18 protein-coding genes and 1 pseudogene are annotated in these 19,775 nt (G+C 46.9%); 1 reads left to right on the top strand and 18 read right to left on the bottom strand.

Annotated elements, in window-relative coordinates:
• The first annotated feature begins 409 nt into the window (after positions 1–409).
• A complete protein-coding gene (locus AC1BI1_RS14195) occupies positions 410–853 on the top strand; it encodes a transposase (RefSeq protein ID WP_476717961.1) in 444 nt (147 codons plus the stop codon).
• 335 nt (positions 854–1,188) lie between these two features.
• Here the strand turns inward: AC1BI1_RS14195 and AC1BI1_RS14200 are convergent, their stop codons facing one another.
• The 18 genes and pseudogenes from AC1BI1_RS14200 to AC1BI1_RS14285 form a co-directional block, all read right to left on the bottom strand.
• On the bottom strand, positions 1,189–2,094 hold the full coding sequence (locus AC1BI1_RS14200; RefSeq protein ID WP_476717962.1) for a dihydrodipicolinate synthase family protein: 906 nt from the start codon (positions 2,092–2,094) through the stop codon (positions 1,189–1,191).
• 31 nt (positions 2,095–2,125) lie between these two features.
• Entirely contained in the window at positions 2,126–2,386 is a 261-nt protein-coding gene (locus AC1BI1_RS14205) for a MoaD/ThiS family protein (protein ID WP_476717963.1), read from the bottom strand.
• Between the two features lie 20 nt (positions 2,387–2,406).
• A complete protein-coding gene (locus AC1BI1_RS14210; protein WP_476717964.1) occupies positions 2,407–4,236 on the bottom strand; it encodes an aldehyde ferredoxin oxidoreductase family protein in 1,830 nt (609 codons plus the stop codon).
• Positions 4,237–4,261: 25 nt separating this feature from the next.
• Entirely contained in the window at positions 4,262–4,648 is a 387-nt protein-coding gene (locus AC1BI1_RS14215; RefSeq protein WP_476717965.1) for a 4Fe-4S dicluster domain-containing protein, read from the bottom strand.
• A 40-nt stretch (positions 4,649–4,688) separates the two neighbouring features.
• Complete coding sequence (locus AC1BI1_RS14220; RefSeq protein ID WP_476717966.1) at positions 4,689–6,629, bottom strand: sigma 54-interacting transcriptional regulator; 1,941 nt, start codon at positions 6,627–6,629, stop codon at positions 4,689–4,691.
• A gap of 19 nt (positions 6,630–6,648) precedes the next feature.
• A complete protein-coding gene (locus tag AC1BI1_RS14225) occupies positions 6,649–7,632 on the bottom strand; it encodes a zinc-dependent alcohol dehydrogenase (RefSeq protein ID WP_476717967.1) in 984 nt (327 codons plus the stop codon).
• A gap of 66 nt (positions 7,633–7,698) precedes the next feature.
• A complete protein-coding gene (gene kduD / locus AC1BI1_RS14230; RefSeq protein ID WP_476717968.1) occupies positions 7,699–8,463 on the bottom strand; it encodes a 2-dehydro-3-deoxy-D-gluconate 5-dehydrogenase KduD in 765 nt (254 codons plus the stop codon).
• A 51-nt stretch (positions 8,464–8,514) separates the two neighbouring features.
• Positions 8,515–9,795, bottom strand: coding sequence for a TRAP transporter large permease (locus AC1BI1_RS14235; RefSeq protein ID WP_476717969.1), 1,281 nt, complete (start codon positions 9,793–9,795; stop codon positions 8,515–8,517).
• Positions 9,796–9,801: 6 nt separating this feature from the next.
• Positions 9,802–10,293 (bottom strand): TRAP transporter small permease, encoded by a 492-nt coding sequence (locus tag AC1BI1_RS14240; protein ID WP_476717970.1) that lies wholly within the window; start codon positions 10,291–10,293, stop codon positions 9,802–9,804.
• Positions 10,294–10,392: 99 nt separating this feature from the next.
• Positions 10,393–11,415 (bottom strand): C4-dicarboxylate TRAP transporter substrate-binding protein, encoded by a 1,023-nt coding sequence (locus AC1BI1_RS14245; protein WP_476717971.1) that lies wholly within the window; start codon positions 11,413–11,415, stop codon positions 10,393–10,395.
• Positions 11,416–11,505: 90 nt separating this feature from the next.
• Entirely contained in the window at positions 11,506–12,663 is a 1,158-nt protein-coding gene (locus AC1BI1_RS14250) for a UxaA family hydrolase (RefSeq protein WP_476717972.1), read from the bottom strand.
• Positions 12,664–12,688: 25 nt separating this feature from the next.
• A complete protein-coding gene (locus AC1BI1_RS14255) occupies positions 12,689–13,006 on the bottom strand; it encodes a UxaA family hydrolase (protein WP_476717973.1) in 318 nt (105 codons plus the stop codon).
• 80 nt (positions 13,007–13,086) lie between these two features.
• Positions 13,087–14,277 carry a uroporphyrinogen decarboxylase family protein gene (locus AC1BI1_RS14260; protein WP_476717974.1) on the bottom strand — a complete coding sequence of 397 codons (1,191 nt, stop codon included), beginning with the start codon at positions 14,275–14,277 and terminating at the stop codon, positions 13,087–13,089.
• Positions 14,278–14,307: 30 nt separating this feature from the next.
• Positions 14,308–15,306, bottom strand: a complete 999-nt coding sequence (locus AC1BI1_RS14265) for a uroporphyrinogen decarboxylase family protein (protein ID WP_476717975.1) — start codon at positions 15,304–15,306, stop codon at positions 14,308–14,310.
• Positions 15,307–15,752: 446 nt separating this feature from the next.
• Positions 15,753–16,913: a uroporphyrinogen decarboxylase family protein gene (locus AC1BI1_RS14270; RefSeq protein ID WP_476717976.1), complete on the bottom strand. Its 1,161-nt coding sequence runs from the start codon at positions 16,911–16,913 to the stop codon at positions 15,753–15,755.
• Positions 16,906–17,526 (bottom strand): hypothetical protein, encoded by a 621-nt coding sequence (locus AC1BI1_RS14275; protein ID WP_476717977.1) that lies wholly within the window; start codon positions 17,524–17,526, stop codon positions 16,906–16,908. The genes AC1BI1_RS14270 and AC1BI1_RS14275 overlap by 8 nt, the downstream gene beginning before the upstream one ends.
• A 79-nt stretch (positions 17,527–17,605) precedes the next feature.
• Positions 17,606–19,291, bottom strand: coding sequence for a sodium:solute symporter family protein (locus tag AC1BI1_RS14280; RefSeq protein ID WP_476717978.1), 1,686 nt, complete (start codon positions 19,289–19,291; stop codon positions 17,606–17,608).
• A 274-nt stretch (positions 19,292–19,565) separates the two neighbouring features.
• Positions 19,566–19,775: pseudogene (locus AC1BI1_RS14285) on the bottom strand (hypothetical protein); the annotation flags it as partial.

Consider the following 19,775-nt stretch of genomic DNA (forward strand, 5'->3'; position numbering starts at 1 on the left):
GTGGAGGAACAAAATTTACATATGGTGACACTCAGTACTTCTTGCCAGGGAAAGGGAAGTGTGGGGTCATAGAAGAAATATTTATAAACGATAGGGCGTGAAAGGAGGATTCCCATGAGTTTTAAGGGATTTGTTAAAAACTATATAGCATGGTTTAACGACCTGCGCAAGTCCCAAAGGAAAACTCTAGCAGCTTTGGTGTACGGGCTTATGAGGTCGCGCCGCGTTGGTGTTGCGGCTATAGCCCGAGGAATTCCAGGACCAGTAGCTCAAAAGCATAAGATAAAGCTGGTAGACCGTTTTCTGGGTAATAACAGAGTAGCCATAGAGAAAGCTGTCAAACCTCTGATTACCTTGCTTACAAATTCAAGAAAAAGATTACTTATAGCCTTGGATTGGACGAACTTACATGATAAAAAGCATCAGGCTTCTTCTCGCCGTTATTCTGGATACCCGAGCCATACCTATTTTATGGCGAGTAGTGGAAAAAGAAAATCCAAGCTATAGCCAGAACCAGGAAGAAAAAAGGCTGTTAGAGAAACTAAAGAATCTTATACCTGAAGGGATTGAAGCTATAATACTGGCCGACCGCGGTTTTGGGCGGGTGGAGTTATTTAAGAAACTGGAGCTTTTAGGGTTCAGGTATATCATTCGAGTTTCGGGCACTGCCTGGATAAATAGTGAGCAATTTATTGGGAGTTTACAACGTTTTCCTGTGCGTCCAAACCAACTAATCGATTTTGGCCAGGTGTTCTACCATAAGAAAGAGAAGTATCCGGTACGGCTTATTTACCAATTTGCTTCTGGGCAAGAAGAGCCGTGGTTTCTAGTTACCATTTACTTTTGGTCATAGTCTATGCTTATTTCCATTTACTTTTGGCTGGAGCCTATGGTGAAGAGAAAGGGTATCACCGGAAACTGGTAGCTAGTTCCACTACTAAAAGACGCATTCTGGGGCTGTGGCAAGTTGTATATTATACACTCAAAGCTTTAAGGCCAAGTTGCCGCCGACTATTGTGTTTCCTACCTTCCTTGATGCCGGAAATTTAAAACTGGGGATGTGCCAGGTCAACTTTTCGATTGACAAACACAGCTATTCCTGATTTGGATTTAAAAGTTAAATTAATATGGTTACTTGTTGGTGACGGATACCTCTTTTCTTACGAGGGGTTTTTTGACTTAGACACTCTATAAGTTTCTTCCTAATAAAGTAAAGAGCAATTTTTCTATCCTCGCCTTAATACCCCGGTAATTATACTGGTCAGCATCTGAAAGAGGCTGTTTAAAGGGGCCCATAGGAAAACCCCGTAACTCCATAGCTGCCTTAAAACCTAGCGGGAAGGGGAGGGCAAAACAAGCCCGGATAAGCTGCAATACTTCAAATTGAAGTTCCCTTGCTTTATCTAGATTACCTTGCTTCCAGTAAGCATAAATAGAAACCATTATCTCTGGTACCACACTGGCAGTAGCTACCATGCAGCCGTGACATCCGGTAACTAGCCCAGAGAATAACATCTCTTCTCTACCTACTAAAAAGTTCATTTCCCCTCCAATTAAGCGTACTTTATCCATAAAATGTATAAGGTCCACTAGGCTACCACTGCTGTCCTTCATGGCTACAATATTTTCCCTTCGACTTAAGCGTTTCAGTACATCATAACCTATGGCCGTACTAAAAAGCGGGATATTGTAGATTATTATAGGCAGATCAACGCTATCCGCTATGGTCTCGTAATGCTTTTCTATCATCTCTTGGGATACAGGATAATAATAAGGAGGCGCTACCACTACAGCCGAACATCCTATCTTTTTAGCATATTGGGCCAATAATATCGAATTAGAGGCACAAGTTGTTGTTACCCCCGGTGTTACAGGTACCCTCCCCTGTGCCTGGTCCACTACAATTTCCATTACTTGCTTACTCTGGTCTAAAGTCAAATGAATAAACTCTCCGGTACTGCCCAAGGGAAAAAGGCCATGAACTCCTTTATCAATTAAAAAATCTACCATGCGCCGCAGGACAGGTTCGTTTATATTCCCTTCTTCGTCAAAGGGGGTAGGTATTACAGCATATACACCTTCGGGTTTGAACAATTTCATTCCCCTCCATAATGATAAGAATTCCTTAACCTCCACCTAGACGGGGTACCAGGGCTATGATATCCCCCTCTTCCAAAGGGGGGCTCTCCTTTAACAAAAAGGGGCGTCCATTGATAAGAAGTATCCATTCTCTCCCTATCTTTTCCTGCAGGGAAACTCCAAGTTCAGCCTCCAGTTGGGCCAGGGCCCGAGGAAGAAAGGGATCTACTTTCATCTGGTACTCTCGGAACCCCACAGCCTCCTTGACGTGGGCAAAAAACTTCCACTTTACTGTTACTTTCTGCATTTGGTTCTAAAATACCACCTTTACTCTATAAGCCCCAATTCAGCTAGTTTCTCCTGGGTAGGCCGCCCCTCACCATCCCAGTGACGTATTAGGTAATATTCCTTTAGCATCTGTTCTAAAGGCACTACCTGGCCTTGGGCTGGGCCGTCAGGCAAAGGTTCGTTAAGAAGGCGCTGAGGTAAGATATCGTCTTCACCAGTTAACCCTTCACGCAAGTTGAAAAGGCGGGTAAGATTATAAATCCTTTCCCCGATGGTTACGAGTTTGTCGCCGCTGGAAATTTCTTCGCATCCAGTAAGGGAATAAGCCAAGCGCACCACTTGCCGGGGCGTAAGGGCAAAGGTCACAAATAAACAGAGACCCAGGGAATCTATAGCCGCAATGAGATCTTGTTCATTTTTCACATACTCGGCTTTAAACTCCAGGGATAAAGGGTCCAAGCGATTGGAAGGATTAAGGATTTCGGCTGCCACTGGCCAGGAACGTAGATGGCACCCACCCCGGTCGCTGGTAGCATACGCCAATCCTATACCAAAACATCCCCGGGGGTCATAGGCAGGAAGCTCTAGGCCCTTTACATGCATGCTGAACTTCTCGGCTCCTCCACCTATAACCTGGGCCGCCCTTTTTACCCCTTCTCCCAAAAGTGCTCCTATTCCTTGTCGCTGGGCTATAGAGTGAATAAGCTGAACTATAGCTCGGCCATCCCCAAATCGTAGGGGAAACCCGACATCTTCTTCCTTAAGCAAGCCTTTTTCAAAACATTCCATGGCAAAACCTATACAGTTACCAGTAGAGATGGTATCCAGGCCATAATCATCACATAGATACTCAGCATAGATTACTACCCCAGGATCATCATTTCCACACTGGGCCCCAAAAGCCCAGGTATTCTCGTAATCTGGCCCTTCGGTCACTTTCCCCTGGTATGGCCCCTGGGTTATACGGGATACTTTAGAGCAATGGATAGGACAGGCAAAACAAGCTTTATGCCTGGTATAATATTTTTGGGCCCATTCTTCTTCATTAAGCCGGTCAATTCCGTTAAAAACCCCTCTTTGGAAGTTACATACAGGATGGATCCCGGCTTCGTTTATAAGGGAGTAGATGGCGTTGGTACCATACTTGGGCCGGGCCCCACCGGTATCCGGATGAAGGTTTATTTCATTTAGGGCCTCCCGACAGGCTAAGAGAAATTCCCTATTATCCCAAATAAGTACATCCTGGCTTCCCCGCACAGCAATAGCCTTGAGATTCTTAGAACCCATTACAGCTCCAGCCCCACCACGGCCGAAGGCCCTGGCTTCGGAGATTATAGCAGCCAGGCGTACCTGTTTCTCCCCTGCCGGCCCGATACAGGCCACCATAAACTCTTCCCCGTGGGCCTGGCGCAGGGCTTCATGGGTGGCAAAGGTTCCCTTCCCCCAAAGGTGAGCTGCGCTGTGGAAGGTTACTTTATCGTCATCGATTAAAATATAAATCGGCTCGTTAGCACAACCCTTTATCACCAAAGCATCATAACCAGCGTACTTAAGTTCAGGACCCAAAAAGCCTCCAGCACTGGTATCCAACCACCCGTTAGTTAAAGGGCTTTTGGTGCATACTACGCAACGGCTGGCTGTCGGAGCCAGAGTCCCGGTCAAGGGGCCGTTGGCAAAAATGAGGATATTTTCAGGACTTAAAGGGTCACACCCTGCAGGAAGCTGATCATAAAGAAGCCTTGCCCCTAATCCCTTACCACCGAGATAAGCAGTAAACAGGTCCTTATTTACATATTCTATCCAGGCAGAACTTGAACTGAAATCTATTACCAAGATTTTTCCCATCCAACCAAAATATTTCTCCCCCATACCCCTCTTCCCCCTCACCTTAATATCATTCTTCTACCTGTAACGCCCGAGAGTTACACCATTCAGTACAGGTGTATTTCCCCTGGCAAGTATCACAGAAAAGCGGAATGGAACTCACTCTATCTATCCTTACTGCTCCATAAGGGCACACTTTAACACACAACATACAAGAAGTACAAAGTTCTTCATTCAAAATAATCCAATTTTCTTTCCTCAAGGCTCCTGTAGGGCAAGCTTCTACACAAGCAGGTGTTTTACATTGCTGGCAAACAGAAATTGTAAAATCGTCAGGCCATCGAGTATACACCTTAATCCGGGCCCGTTTTGGGTTAATAACTCCTGCATGTTCCAAGGAGCAGATGATTTCGCAAACCCGGCACCCAGTACATTTTTTAGATAAGACTGTAAGCATTTTTATAGCTTAGGCCCTCCCATTTTAAATTTTTAATTACCTAACTAGCCGTACCTCGTCTGTCTTTTATCAGGTCTTTATTCATCTTACGCCACAGGGTAGAGCGATCTATACCCAGCCTTCTAGCTGCCTTGGTCTTGTTATATCTTTCCTGCTCAAGCACAGTATTAATTATAGTAGCTTCCATTTCTTGTAAAGTACCTTGCAATTCAATAGTAATCTTACTTTGGCCATCGCTAGGACGAAAAGGGGAGCTACCAGCTTTCATAGTTTCCTCCTCAAGAAGGCCACAACGTTTCAGCTGGTTTATACTAACATCTCCTAAAAGCACTAATCTATAGATTACATTTTCTAGCTCTCGCACGTTCCCCGGCCACTTATACTTAAGCAAAGTACTTAAAACTTCCCTAGGTAGCTCTACCTTTTTGCCAAACCTAGCATTGGCCCGGGCCAAGAAATATTCTATCAAGGGCTTGATATCTTCCTGTCTTTCACGTAAAGGAGGTATATGCAAGCTTAATACGCTTAGGCGATAATATAAGTCTTCCCGAAATTGACCTGCTTTCACTAGTTTCCGTAAATCCTTGTTGGTCGCAGCGATGACCCGTACGTCGATGGGGAGCATTTTATCGTCCCCTACCCGCATTATCTGTCGCTCCTGGAGGACCCGCAAGAGCTTAGCCTGCACTCCCGGAGGAGCCTCGCCGACCTCATCTAAAAAGATGGTACCCCCGTGGGCCATCTCGAAAAGGCCCATCTTCCCCTCCCGCCGAGCGCCTGTGAAGGCACCGCGGGCATAGCCGAAAAGCTCACTCTCCAGCAAAGAATCCGGGATGGCGGCACAGTTTACAGCTACAAAAGGTCCTTCACGCCGGCTACTAGCATTATGGATACCCTGGGCCACCATCTCCTTACCAGTGCCGGTTTCTCCTATTATCAGTATAGTTGAATCAACCGCTGCAAACTTCCGTGCCTCCTCGACCACCGCCCGCATGGCCGGGGATTCCGCCACGATCTGATCTAGGGTAAAGCGAGCCTGGAAACCCTTGCGCTGGAGCTCTTTTCTCAGCTCCTTTTCGACCTGCTGTATGTGCCTTGCGTCCTGGACGGTAATGACTACACCTTTTACTTGCCCGGCTTCCACCAGGGGTACACGATTAACCACCACCGGCTTATCTCCTAAGTGGATTATATACACTTGTCTACCGGTTTCATTATATAAAGCCTCACCTAAAGGTTTTAAAGCCATCACCTTGGTAGGGTCTTTACCTAATACCTCGGCCTGCTGTACGCCAAAGATGGCCTCCGCCACCGGGTTAAAGACCGTAAGCCGGCCGGCCTCATCCAAGGCTATAACCCCGTCGCTAATATGGTTTACGATGGCCTTAATCTGCCTCCGGCGCTCCCTCTCCAGCTCCTGGGCTTCCAGCACCCGCTGGGCTTCTAGAAGGGCGGCCCGAAAAGATTCTGGACCAGAATCGATAAGCCGGGCCTCGAAGCCTAGCCTACGCGCCTGGACTACAGCGTCGCTATCTCCTACAATTAACCGGATCCCCGCACGAGCAGCTTTATCCAGACAGTAAGGTACCTCTTCCTGGGCCTTCAGCTCAAACTCGCATATACTCAGTTCCAAGTATTCAGCAATTTTCTGGCATCCCTGGATTACACTTCTAAAACCGATAACCCCAATAGTCCCTTTATATCCTCGCAAGGCGCCTAAGGTATCCAGGATATCATAGCCGGTGACAGGAATATCTATAACAGGTACCTTAACATAATGGCGCAACAAAAGGGCCGTGCCGCCCCGGCTTAAGAGAACCCGGGTACCTCCTTCCACCGCCTTAAGGGCTAGCTCCAACCCCTCAGACATGTTCCCCACATATATATCACATTCCAGGTTCAGCTCTTCACATACTTGTGAGGCCACAGCACTTAAGTGAGGATAGGGGGCGATAACACAAATCTTTTTGCCTCCCTTCACGGTTCACCGCCTCAAAATCTTAGGGTTTTAGTAGAACCTTGATCCCTTGGCCCTGGTTAAGCAATTCAATCCCCCGTACCCCTTCTTCCAGAGGGAGTACATGGGTCACCAAGGTTTCCATTTTGATTTTATCACAACGCAAAAGTTCGATGGCTGCCAGATAATCGTTTCGATTATATACACGTGAACCTATCCAGGATAATTCTTTAAAAGCTACCTTTACTAAATCCACAGGAGGAACTGTTTTAGGTAGCCCCACCTGTAGAATAGTGCCCCTCACACGAGCTAAATTAACCGCCTGATTTACAGTATCCACTACTCCGGCAGCCTCAAAAACCACGTCTCCTGTAGTATCTTTTAACGCTTCCCCTGCGGGATCCACTACCTTAACAGGAAGCTTCTTTAAATACTCCCTACGGTAGGGGCTAGCCTCTGAAACTATAACTTCGGTAGCTCCAGCGACTAACAATACCTGTGCTATAAGCTGGCCTATAGTTCCTCCCCCCAAGATAACACCCCTTTCCCCTACCTTAAATCCCGACCGCCGAACGGCATGCACGGCCACAGCCACCGGTTCGACCAAGGCAGCCCTTTCGTAGGACAAGTCGTCAATAGGGTATATCCTCTCTACAGGAGCTGTCACATATTCGGCCATGGCTCCTGGGGCATCTATACCTAAGAAGCCCAGAGTCTCACATACATGATAATTCCCTTCCTGACAGGGCCGGCAGCGCTGGCAGGTCAAAAGCGGTTCCACTACTACCCGTTGCCCGATCCAGGACCTATCACCAGGATCATAAACTTCTACCACTTCTCCGCAGAACTCGTGACCCAGGATCAAGGGGGCCCGGGCGCGGGGGTGTTTACCGTCTGCGATCATAAGGTCTGTCCCGCAGATGCCTGCATAGGCTACTTTTATCAGAGCTTCTCCTTTTTTGAGCTCTGGCCGGGGTACCTCTTCAACCCTTACTTCCCCCGGCCCCTGATAAACCAGTGCTTTCATTCCTGAATACCACCTCTTTATACCTTAAGAACTGTATTTATTCAACTTTTCATTTACTTATTTACTCTATCCACGAGCCAAGTACCCACCATCCACCACTAGGATATGTCCATTGACATAATCCGAAGCTGGTGAAGCTAAAAAGATGGCTGCGCCCACCAAGTCCTCCGGTTCTCCCCAGCGGCCTGCCGGTATCCGAGATAAAATAAAGTTGTAACGAGCCTCGTTTTCCTGGATAGCTTTAGTCATCTTAGTCTTTATCCACCCCGGCGCAATGGCATTTACATTTATCCCGCGGCCTGCCCATTCATTGGCCAAAGTCTTGGTTAAGCCAGCTATTCCTGATTTGGCCGCAGCATAGGAAACCGTTGTATAGCCGCCTAAAAAAGTAAGCATAGAGGCAATATTGATAATCTTACCATAGCCTCTCTCCAGCATATGCCTACCTACCAGTTGGCATAGTAGAAATACGCTCCGCAGGTTTAAGTTTAGTACTTCATCCCAATCTTTAAGGGAATGCTCTTCTGCTGGGGACCTGCGGATCACTCCAGCTACATTGACTAAAATATCGATTTTCCCAAACTCATCCAAGGCTCGTTCCACTACACCTTGTATTTCCTTTTCACTAGATAAATCTGCCGTGGTAGTATAATACCTTCTACCTGTAGCGTTAAGCTTCTTTTGGGTATCTTCGACGCTACTGTGTCCTACAGCAAAGATATCAGCTCCAGCTTCGGCCAGCCCTAAAGTTATAGCCTGCCCGATACCACTACCAGCTCCTGTGACCATGGCAACTTCGCCGTCTAAGTTGAAAAGGGATAAAGCTCCCATTTTAGTCCGCCCCCTAAGGGTTGTTTTGACATATGTCTTCAATCTATTAGCCTACTTTATAGTATTAGCCAAGACTAAAGTAAGGGCTGGAATGTATGAGGTTAAGAATAAGGTTATCAGCAAAGCTATATAGAAAGGCACCATCTCTTTTACATATTCATCTATTTTAACTTCGGTAAGGGTACAAGTAAGGAACATAGTGGTTCCGAAGGGAGGGGTAACAGCTCCTATGGTAAGGTTAAAGATCATCACTACCCCAAAATGGACCGGATCAATCCCTAAAGCGTGAACTGTAGGCATAAGTAAAGGAGTAAGAAGAATTATGGCCGCGTTCCCTTCCAGGAACATGCCAACAATAAGAAGGAATATATTCATGATAAATAGGAATACAGCTGGGTTAGTAGTAAGACTCAACAATAAATTAGTTGCTTTCTGGGCCACCCCTTCCCAGGTAAGGATCCAGGCAAAACTGGCCGAGGCCATAATTATAAGCATTATTGCTCCAGAGGATCTAGCAGCTTCCAGAAGGGCTACCTTGATATCCGCCCACTTGGTCTCCCGGTAGGCCAAGCCTACAAGCAGAGTATAAAAAACGCTTACCGCCCCTGCTTCAGTGGGAGTAAAGATCCCCGCACGAATCCCACCCAATATGATTACCATTAAAACAAGGCCCCAAAAACCATCTTTAATACCGATGAGTATCTCCTTAACAGTGGGCCCTCGATCCCTTACGGGGAGATATCCGCGTCGCTTGGCTACAATATGAACAACGATCATATAAAGGGCAGTAAGAATGATGCCCGGTATAATGCCAGCCATGAAAAGTTTGCCTATGGAGGTATCCGCGATGTAGCCATAGATGATCAGACCAATCCCGGGCGGTAGAATAGGGCCGAGCAAGGCTGAAGCAGAGGTCAGGGCAGCTGAGAAAGCCTTACTATAGCCTTGGCGAACCATCTGGGGTACCAGGATCTTGCAGATCATAGCCGCATCGGCTAGACCGGCTCCCGAGGGACCACCGATGAGGGCCCCTAGGACTACGTTGGTCTGGGCCAGCCCTCCTCTTAAATGGCCAGATAATACGTCTGATAACTTAAGAAGCCCTTTAGTAATCCCAGTATAGTTCATTATGGAACCGAGCATCATAAAAAAAGGAATGGCCAAAAGAGGAATGTTATCCGCTCCGCCGATCATACGTTGGACTACCAGAACAGGGGAGAGGTCGTTGCTAATAAAGAAGTATAAAAAAGAGGCCAGGGCGATGGCGAAAGCCACGGGTACGTTGAGACCAAAAAGAACCAAAACTACTATAGCAGCCAGAGCTACTACCATGTCCTTTTACTCCCCCGCTTCCCTATCGCTACGTCCTTTTATTTCCTGCCACAGATACCTCAAGTAATAAGCTAACATCCAGATAGAGGCCACGGGTAGAGAAATATCTACCCAGGTATACGGTATTTTTAAAATAGGAGTGATCTTGGTACCTGCTCCGGCAGCCAAGAGAACACCATACCATATTATTAAAACTAAGGTTATAAGAACTATAAAATAATCTATTATATCAACAAACCGTCTAATCCCCGGAGGCAACCTTCTTACCGCTACATCGATACTACAATGACCCTCTCCCTTTACCATAGACGCAGCTCCTAGGGCCGAAACCCAGACAAACAAAAATATAGTTACTTCCTCCGCCCAGCCCCAAGGCCGGCCCAGTACATAACGCATAAAAACATTGGCTGTAGCTAAAGAGACGATGATACCCATAAAAAGGCTGCTGACAATATCATCGAACTTATTTATTCCCCCGAATAGCCTGTTCCTTTTCATCTTCTCACTTCCTTAATAAAGAAAAATTGAGGAGCACCTTAGCCCGTAAATCTCAAACCCATAATTTCTAAAGCTAAGGTGCCACTATTTAAAGTACTGCTATTTAATCATGGCTTGAAGCTTATCATAAAGACCGGGCGTCCACTCAGGGAATTTAGTGTATACTACCTTGACCGCGTTGCGGAAGGCTTCACGATCCACCTCTACAATATTTACACCTGCTGCCTTAAACTTCTCTAAGGTTTCCTTATCAGCGGCCTCAATCTGCTGGTTTATAGTTTTAGCTGCCTCGTCTCCCGTCTCGTGCAAGAGTTTAACTACATCCGGCGGCAACTTGTCTATGAACTTCTGTCCAGCTATCCACTGGGAAATCATATGGATATGCCCGGTTAAATTCAGATTTTTAGCGCCTTCGTAAAGTTTGGCCCCGTACAGGACTGGCAGGGGATTTTCAGCTCCGTTGACTACACCCTGCATAATGGCCGGATAGGCCTCGGCCCAAGGCATGGGGGTAGCCGTTCCACCCATGGCATTAATAGTTTCTATGAATAGCTTGTTATTAGGAACCCGGATCTTTAAGCCTTTTAGATCTTCAGGTTTCTTAACTGGTTTAGTGGTCACCATATGGCGCACACCATATATCCATTTAGTGGTAACAATATGCACGCCTTTCTGCTCCAGTTTCTTCGCCTGTTCTTGAAACCAATCGCTCTCGGTCAGTTTAAAAAGTTGATCGAAATTATCAACAAGGTAAGGTCCAGAAAGGATACCAATATCAGGGACATAATCCATTAGGAAACTGGCATCTGTAATTAAAATAATATTAGCCCCCAGCATGGCCTGTTCAGTTACATCTTTTTTAGAACCTAATTGAGAGCTAGGATAATATTCAAATTCTACTTTGCCGTTGCTTTTTTCTTTAATAAGACGTCCCCATTCCCGGACAGCCTTATCTACGGGCTCACCAGGATTATTTTCATAAGAAATCTTAATAGTAATTTTCTCCTGTTTGCCTTCGGCCTTAGGGGTCTCTTTACCCGCCTCTTTTTTACCCCCGCAACCCGCTGCTAAAGCAGTTAAGCATACCAAAACCGCAAATAGAATGCCTAACTTTTTAAGCATAAAGTCCTACCTCCTTTTTTTGTTCGTTTTAAAATATCCAGCTATTTTTGTATCATCGCCTTCGTACCCTTTTCCCCCTCCCACCCCTCCTCAAAAGCTCTGATGTATCCTGCTTATAGCCAGCTCGCGATGTCCCAACACCTCAGCCTTGGTAAGCTTCCCGTTTAGCACAGCAACTATTTCCTGGAATAACCTCTCCCCCGCTTCCTCCAAGGCTTCCCCAGAGGTGATAACACCGCTGACATCTACATCAATATTGGCAGCCATACGTTTGGAGGTCATGGGATTACCACAGATTTTAATTACCGGCGCCAGGGCACTACCCGTGGGTGTACCGCATCCGGTAGTAAAGGCTATAACCTGGGCACCTCCAGCCACCAGGCCTGTCACCGCCTCCATATCATTACCCGGGGTATCCATCATAACCAGGCCCCGCCGGGTAGGCCGGCAGGCATAATCCACTACCTCCACTAACGGTGAGGTCCCACCTTTACAAACACACCCAAGGGATTTTTCCTCAATGGTGGTCAGGCCCCCCGCCATATTACCAAGCCCCGGCTGGGTGCCCCGTAAATCTAGCCCTAGAGCGCAAATGATAGCCTCCGTCGAAGCCACAGCCTTCAGGAGTTGTTCCTTTACCTCCTTACTTACCGCTTGTTCGGCCAAAATATGCTCGGCACCGATAAGCTCTGTGGTCTCGCATAAGACCACTGTTCCACCCAAAGCCACCACCTTGTCTGCTACTAAGCCTAAAACAGGGTTGGAAACTAGCCCAGAAGTGGCATCCGAACCTCCGCACTTCAATCCCAAAATAACTTCCTCCCAGGTCACCTCTTTTCTCTTATATAGGGAGGCTTCCTGGACTAGCTCTTGGGCAAGCCGTATCCCCTTTTCTAAAGCAGAAGGGGTATCTCCTGCCCCCTGGATAGTCAAAAATTCTACCCGTTTCTGGGTCCCCTTTAAAGCTTCCACTACTTCGGGCACAGTTACATTCTCACAACCGAGGCCTACGACCAACACACCTGCTACATTAGGATTAGCTGCTAAGCCTACTAAAGTACGTAAGGTCCGCTGCCGATCATCCTCTAGCTCGGAACACCCGTGGGGATGGGGTAAAGCAACTGTCCCTTTCACCAGGGAGCTTATTTGTACCGCTAAGGTTGAGGAACACATTACAGTAGGTAAAATAACTACATGATTTCTAAAACCCACCCAACCGTTTGGACGGCAATATCCGTAGATCTTCATGGTTAATCCTATCCTTCTGTAGCTTTTATTTGGGGCTACCGGAGAAGTCGAAAGCCCTACCACTCCTTAAGGAAGAGGCCCGTCGGCTAACAACATTATGAACATGCACCCACTGCCCCACCTCAATAGGCTGGGTGACTTCCCCAATAGGCGTATTTTTTTTAATAACTAGAGCGCCAGGAGATAGGGGCACTAAGGCCACTTTATGACCGAAGGGGATATCTTCTTTTACTACAACTTCTTTATATCCCCCACCGAGGTTTACCTCAATTACCTCATTACGGGAAAGATTTCGTAGCGCAACTGCTACATTATCATCTGGGTGCAAAACAAGGACGTCCATTTTGCCATCAGCTACCTTTACCTATCTCGGATACTTTATTTACTTTGGGGTCTCGTAAAAGAGACTAATTTGCTGTTTTTCTATTTATTTAGGGATACTTGGACCTTGCTCTTCGTTATAGCCACCCATTCTTTAGCCTTGGCCAGGTCTGCAGGAACACTATCAGAAAACTGCTGGAGACTTCCGGCCCGCAGGCAAAAAGCATGGACATTATCGACCACACAGGCCTCAACGATATCTCCTACCTTTTTTTCCACCTTGGCCTGGTCAGCTAAATAAACATCGTCTGTGGGCCGCACGCAGATCTCCAAGGCGATATCTGGACAAACCTCGGCTGCCTTACGGTAGTCAGTCCAGGAGCTGATATTAATCATGGCCAAATTAGGGATCTGCCTAACTAGCCCCAGTACCGGTGTAATATTACCGCAGCTATGCCAGTAAACTATACCTCCGTGGAACTCGGAAAGTTCTATTTCGTAAGGTAAGATATATTTTTCATAGATGTTAGGGCCTATTACATTACAATCTACTTCGTCGTTATATAAGTGGCCGGGTGGGACAGGTTCGCCTAGGAAGCGGCTCCTGTCCTCATACCATTGCTTCCGGGCTTCGGTTAAAAAGCGCATCAGCACATGGACCCAGGTAGGATCCTCCATACAATCTACGGCCAGTTCAGCAAAACCCCGAAGTTGAAAAGCCAGGCCCCAGGGGCTACGGATAAGCTCAGGAAAAGCTAGGCTACACCCTGTACCCTTAAGCCATTCATTTATCTCCTGGTAGAAATGGTGGACAAGGGGCATCAGGCCGCTTTCGTAAAAGTCAGGTGGCTTTAGTTTGTCCAGATCTTTTTTCTCCTTTAGCACCAGCTCCCGACCGAGCCAGGGGTCTTCCGTGTCATGGTAGATAGTCTCCATCCCGAACAGAGCCGCCTCAAAGGTCACCCCAGGCCAGAAGGGGAGAACTTTATGGAGTGTGGTATCATCATTTAGTTCAAACTGGGCGATCATTATCTTGAGGTAATTAAGGAGATACACCTCAGGGTCTGTATAGTACTCCCGCAGGTTGAAGTTAAAAATTTTAGCCCACATAGTAGGGCCAGGATCAGCTACCACCGGCGCATAGCCCGTTTCCCTCCATGGTCTGGGGATGCGGCGGAACTTATCCCGACAATACACCGGCTCGGGCTGCCAGAACTGCTCCCGGCGTTGGTTTTCTTCGCTATCCACCAGCTCTATATATTTCTCGAGGGTTTTCTTGAGTTCATCCTGCACGGTTATTACCCTTCCTTCTTTCCTAACTTATTATTGGATTTGAATGGGATAGGCCCCATACTCCCATATCGTTTCGGCCATGGCCAGCACATTTTCCACCTTACAGTAATTGGCTATCCCGTTCGCACTCCCGATGATGTAACCCCCTCCGGGAGCCAGGGCAGCCAGCCGCTCCTTAACCTCCTGCACTACTTCTTCCACCGTACCCTGGGTAAGGGTATAATGCAGGTCGATATTGCCCATAATGCAGATGCGATCGCCGTAATTCTTCTTAAATTTCACAATGTCCATGGCGCCTGGCTCAAAAGGATGGATGGCGTTCATACCTAAGGTGAGCAAATCATCGAAGACAGGTTCCAAATTACCGTCGCTGTGATATACCCAAGGTAGCTTAATGGCGGAAGCCGCTTCCCGCATAGCAGGGAGGAATATCTCCCGGAACACTTGGGGTGAAATCATGGGACCCGTCTTGTAGGCGATATCATCGGCCGCCATTAGAAAATCTATACCTGAATCATTTAAGTGTTCCACTACCGCTTTAGTCCAACCGGCAAAACGCTCGATAACTTCTCTAACAAGTTTGGGATTATCGTATAAAGCATAGGAAAGCCCTGTCCAACCCATGCTTAAGATGGTAGGGCTGGCCCCCAGGCGGATCTTGGCGAAAATGGCGAGGCCGCTGTCCTTATAGTTATCTACAAATCGCTTGACTTTATCATAAAAGGCTGGATTATGAGGATTTGGGAACTCCATGAGACGAAGATCATCCTCTGTTTTAATGAGCCCGTCCACTACCTCGTTGATCCCACCTATCTCCTGGCGAAGGCAGAAAAGGGGCGGCAGGTAATCCTCAAGATAGATGGCGTCTAGGTGGAGTTTCTCTGCCAGCTCTACTGGGGTAAAATCTTCACGGCTCATAATGATCCGCGCTATACCGGTATCGATACTGTCTACAAAAGGAACGCGGTCGGGCTGTTTGAGGTGTAAAGCTGCCAATACCCTTTCCCGCGAACTCATAGTTCCCGGCATTGGGCTATCCTCCTTAGGAAGCTAACTTCCTTAAATTTACCATTGCAAAATTCGTGCCAGGTCTTATATAATCTTTTGTCCGGAAGACAGGAGGAACACCTTAATTACCGTTTTCAGGGTTCATCCATTGCATATTACAACTTAGAGGTTGGATTTAATAAGAACTAATACACCAATTTCCAAAAGCGCTCTAAGTTCCCGGGAAACTGGTTTGCCTAACCAGCAGATGTTGCAATTTGCATACTATCGCATTTAGCAACAAAAGGCTCCCGTGGAACTCAGGTCTATCTGTATCAACTCCATGTAGTTATTCTCTAGCTCGGCCCGTCAGTATAGCTAGTTACGGCAGGGTATTATGGGAGCCACAGCAATTATATATCTTGCTGAGAGGGCTGCCGAAATTATATAGCGCATTATACTTCTTTTCGTGTAAAGCCTAATGATATTCACTTCCTACAACGCTCCTCATGCCACTCTTCTATCGCCCCGATAAAGGCTTCCCATGCCCGCGGTGTAGCTTCATAAATTTGGCCTGCACCCCTCAAGATATAACCCCCATCTCGGGCAGCTGCATCAAGGCATCTCCACACTTCGTTTTTTATCGCCTCAGTGTCGTTTCCAGCTAGCACCCGCTCATTAAACCCGCCCCACAGGGCTACTTTTCCGCCTATGCGCTTCTTAGCATCAGCCAAATCAACATCCCCTGCTACTTCTGGCGGAGCTAATACCTCTATAGCATCAGCACCGCTATCAGCCATCATTTCCAGGTGGCTGTTGCTTTTACCACAGACGTGATAGCTGACCATAAAACCAGCTTCCTTTGCTGCCGCGATAATTTCCCGATCATAAGGGAGCACAAATTCTTCAAAGGCTTGAGGCGATAAGCCTAATCCCACATACGATTCGTTTAACAGGATGGCATCTATTCCCACCTGACTAAGGCTTCTAACCAGTTTAATATTGTAGTCCCGTAAGATGTCCAACACTGCCTTAACTCGCTCTGGGCAGTCATAAATATCATATAAGGCCTCTACCATACCCCTGAGCCAGCAGTACTCATTAAAACATCCTGAAATATCAATGATGCTGAAGGCTCGATCGCCCACCTGATCAATCATCTTCTTAAGTATACTTAAATCTAGCATTTCCGGATCTGGCCGGTACTGAAGAAGCGTAAAATCAGTATCCGCCTTTAAAACAGGTTCTAAAACCCACTTCGTAAAGGGCTCCTGGCGATAAATCGACTTTAAGGTACCCCGGGGCGTATGGTACCTGCGCTCAACGACAGGCCGGCCATCTTCGTAGCCCAGGATCTGTTCTTCGATAACCCAATAGGTTGTAGCCCTATCAGGCCACTTTAGATATGCACTAGGCCATGTAATAATTCCAGGTTCGATAAAAGTGTAAAGATTAACCACGGGATCGTGTTTAAGGCGCTCTTGGAGCCCAATTACTGTACCCAATGGGTCCTGCAAGTAAACCTGGATAATACTACCCTGTAAATTTAACATCCGGGTGAGGTAACTTTGATTAAAAATATTGACCACCGGTACCCTGTCTACCTCCTGGCGTAATAGCGCCCTCCGAATTCTTTCTCGACTATTCACCTTTCTCCCCCCTGTTCTCCATAAGTATGACAATAATGTCTTTAACTCTACGCCCGGCTGGTCTACCCTCGCTAAAAGCCTCCAGGGCTTCAAAGTCCACATCCCCTGTAGGAAGACTGTAATAGATCAGCCAGAACGGTAAATAAACAAGCTCTTCGTTAACCAGGAGAACATTAATAGAGCCGGTATAGCGTAACATGAACTGTCGCGCATGGCTTTCCGCTACCGGACGTGCAGCTTCCGGACCCAACCTACAGGGCATAACCGCTCTTGCCGGAACGTCAAGGCTTGTGAGCCGGGCCGCTATAGGGCATACCTCCACTACCCCCAGGGCCGCGTCAGCCAGGTATGCACAGTGTATCTTTACCCCACTTCTTTCCATCTTGCCACTGATAAACTCAAAATAGTAATGGGGTACAAAAATGAGTTCCAAAGCAACGGGCTTACCCCTGCCCCTATAAAGATGCCTGAGCAGAGGATAACGTAAGCGTTTCTGACGGTTATTAATCAGCCTGGCCGCAGCTTCCGGTGATATTGTCACCGGTAGACTTTTTATCTGTATCTCTGCAATGGAATGCCTACCCTTTTCTCTAGGCATAACAATAAGTCTCAAGAAGCGTTCCCCCATCAGTCAAAAGATAAAACAGGTCCCAGCTTCATTGGCTCCGCCTCAGCCGGGACACTCCATTACTTTACCACCAAATAATTAGGAAGAATAGCAACCAAGCCAAGGTAAAGATCTCCCACGTGGTCGGATGTAAGTACCACGGAGTACCTTCAGGAATTCCGGGCTCAACGATATCAATAAATTCTTCCATTTTAGCTGCTTCTTTGGCCCGCTGCTTTAGCATCTCTTGCATTTCAGGAGAAAGATTAATACTTCCCATTTTCCAAATATTAAGTTGAGAAGCCAGATCCGTTTCGGGTATAGGTCCACGTAGACGATTTTCAATATAGCTGATAATAAGCATGGCTATACCAGTAACTACTATAGCCCAAATGGTTCGCCACTGGGCTTGACGGAGCCAAATGGGGAAAGTTTTGGCTCCTAGATCATTTATAACTACTATCAGACCAAACAACATGCCCACTATTACACCTAAAAAACCGGACCATCGGCTGGCCTTAGGATATAAGGAACCCACCACGTAAGGTACAGCCAGAGGCAGGACTAGCGGACCGACCAGAGCTAGATAGAAGGGAATTAAACCACCCAAGGTTTCAATGGCTCCGATCATCGCTACTCCAACCAGCATGGCCACCAGGGCAAAAATCCTCGTCATAAGCAGGTAATGCTGGTCGGCAGCTCCCTTACGAATATACTTAGCGTAAATATCTACAGTTAGGAGCCCGCCAATAGCTGTGCCAATACCAGCCGCGGTGTTGAGACTGGCCACTATAACACCTGCCACTAGCAAGCCTAAGATACCCGTCCCATTAGCAAAATAACGCATTAATAATTGAGGATAAAGCTGGTCTGCCTGGGCCCCCTTTAACCCAGGATAAAGAATGGTAGCGGCCATCCCTAGGAATACGCTTAACCCCGTAATATAGCACCATAAGGGGATGGTAAAGACAGCTCCCACCCGGGCTTCTGCTTCATTCTTGGCAGCAAAGAACCTCTGGGCCACAGTTTGATTAACCAAGGGATAGGTCATGAGGGTTAAAATGACACCTATCAAGTAGATAACTCCAGGTACTCCAGGTTGAGAAAAACCAGCCATATGGAGCATTCGTCCAGGATCAGCAACTTTTGCCCATATAGCGCTGAACCCGCCGATTTCCTTAAAGGCAGCCAGGGGTACTATAGTAGCTGTGATGAGCATTAATATTACTTGGGGTATAGTAGCCATCACAACTCCCAACTGGCCAGCAAAAACCGTGTATAAAGCAGTCACTATAAGGGCAATTATGATTCCACTTAAGAAAGGAACACCTAAAATTACCTTAAAGATTGTGGCTAAAGAAAACATGACCATAGCCATGGCTAGTGCCCGGTAAAAGATCTGTAGCACTGTACTTAAGACTCGTAGGGCGGAATTGAAACGGAGCTCTAGATATTGGGCATTGGTGTACACGCCAGAGCGGTAAAAGAGGGGAATGATCCATCGAGAAAGAATCAAGTAGCCGAAGCCCATGCCGTACCAGTTGTATGCCAGCTGGCTAAATCCGGTGCGGTATCCGGCCCCAGTGGCTCCTACGTAGTCTGTACCGTCCACGGCATCAGCCGTTTCGGCTATACCGATCTGCCACCATCTCAGGCGTTTTCCTGCTAAAATCCAATCCTTGGAGCTTTTAACATATCTTTGCCAATAAAGTCCAAAAAGTGAAGTTCCCAGAACAAATAAGACCACCACTACCCAATCCAACGCTGTCACTACTCTTCCCTCCTTAGTTTAGTGATTAGAATTAAATAAACCTTTTAAGTTAAATAGCATTTTACATAAAAATACCCCCTTTCCTTTTAAACTAACTTAATCTTAAGCCTTTAGCTCTTAGAGGCTATGAATGTTTAATCTTTTAAATAAATCTTTATTGGTCCAATAAATATACTGGTATATTTTAAATAACTTATCATAAAAATGTTTCTGATCCTCGTTAGGTAAAACTTGCGTAGCTACCCCCCTTTGAAGCAGTTGTTCCAGTTCACATCTACCTTCGCCCGTACCTTTCCCTGCAAGCCAGGCAGCACCCAGGGGTTCCGTTTATGAAAGCCTGGGTTTCGCTGGCTATCCCCGCCCCCAGCATGGCCGCCACGGTATCCATGCAGCCCGCCACCACCGGCGTACCTGCCTTCAATCCGGTTATTTCCGCTACCTCTGGCTTTACACCACCTGCCACTTCCCAGGAAGGATAAATTTC

This window comes from Thermanaeromonas sp. DSM 22490 (assembly GCF_056378755.1).

Coding starts and splice junctions, on each gene's coding strand:
- AC1BI1_RS14195 (WP_476717961.1), top strand. CDS start 410: ATGATAAAAAGCATCAGGCTTCTTCTCGCCGTTATTCTGGATACCCGA.
- AC1BI1_RS14205 (WP_476717963.1), bottom strand. CDS start 2,386: ATGCAGAAAGTAACAGTAAAGTGGAAGTTTTTTGCCCACGTCAAGGAG.
- AC1BI1_RS14210 (WP_476717964.1), bottom strand. CDS start 4,236: ATGGGGGAGAAATATTTTGGTTGGATGGGAAAAATCTTGGTAATAGAT.
- AC1BI1_RS14215 (WP_476717965.1), bottom strand. CDS start 4,648: ATGCTTACAGTCTTATCTAAAAAATGTACTGGGTGCCGGGTTTGCGAA.
- AC1BI1_RS14225 (WP_476717967.1), bottom strand. CDS start 7,632: ATGAAAGCACTGGTTTATCAGGGGCCGGGGGAAGTAAGGGTTGAAGAG.
- kduD (WP_476717968.1), bottom strand. CDS start 8,463: ATGGGAGCTTTATCCCTTTTCAACTTAGACGGCGAAGTTGCCATGGTC.
- AC1BI1_RS14235 (WP_476717969.1), bottom strand. CDS start 9,795: ATGGTAGTAGCTCTGGCTGCTATAGTAGTTTTGGTTCTTTTTGGTCTC.
- AC1BI1_RS14240 (WP_476717970.1), bottom strand. CDS start 10,293: ATGAAAAGGAACAGGCTATTCGGGGGAATAAATAAGTTCGATGATATT.
- AC1BI1_RS14245 (WP_476717971.1), bottom strand. CDS start 11,415: ATGCTTAAAAAGTTAGGCATTCTATTTGCGGTTTTGGTATGCTTAACT.
- AC1BI1_RS14250 (WP_476717972.1), bottom strand. CDS start 12,663: ATGAAGATCTACGGATATTGCCGTCCAAACGGTTGGGTGGGTTTTAGA.
- AC1BI1_RS14255 (WP_476717973.1), bottom strand. CDS start 13,006: ATGGACGTCCTTGTTTTGCACCCAGATGATAATGTAGCAGTTGCGCTA.
- AC1BI1_RS14265 (WP_476717975.1), bottom strand. CDS start 15,306: ATGCCGGGAACTATGAGTTCGCGGGAAAGGGTATTGGCAGCTTTACAC.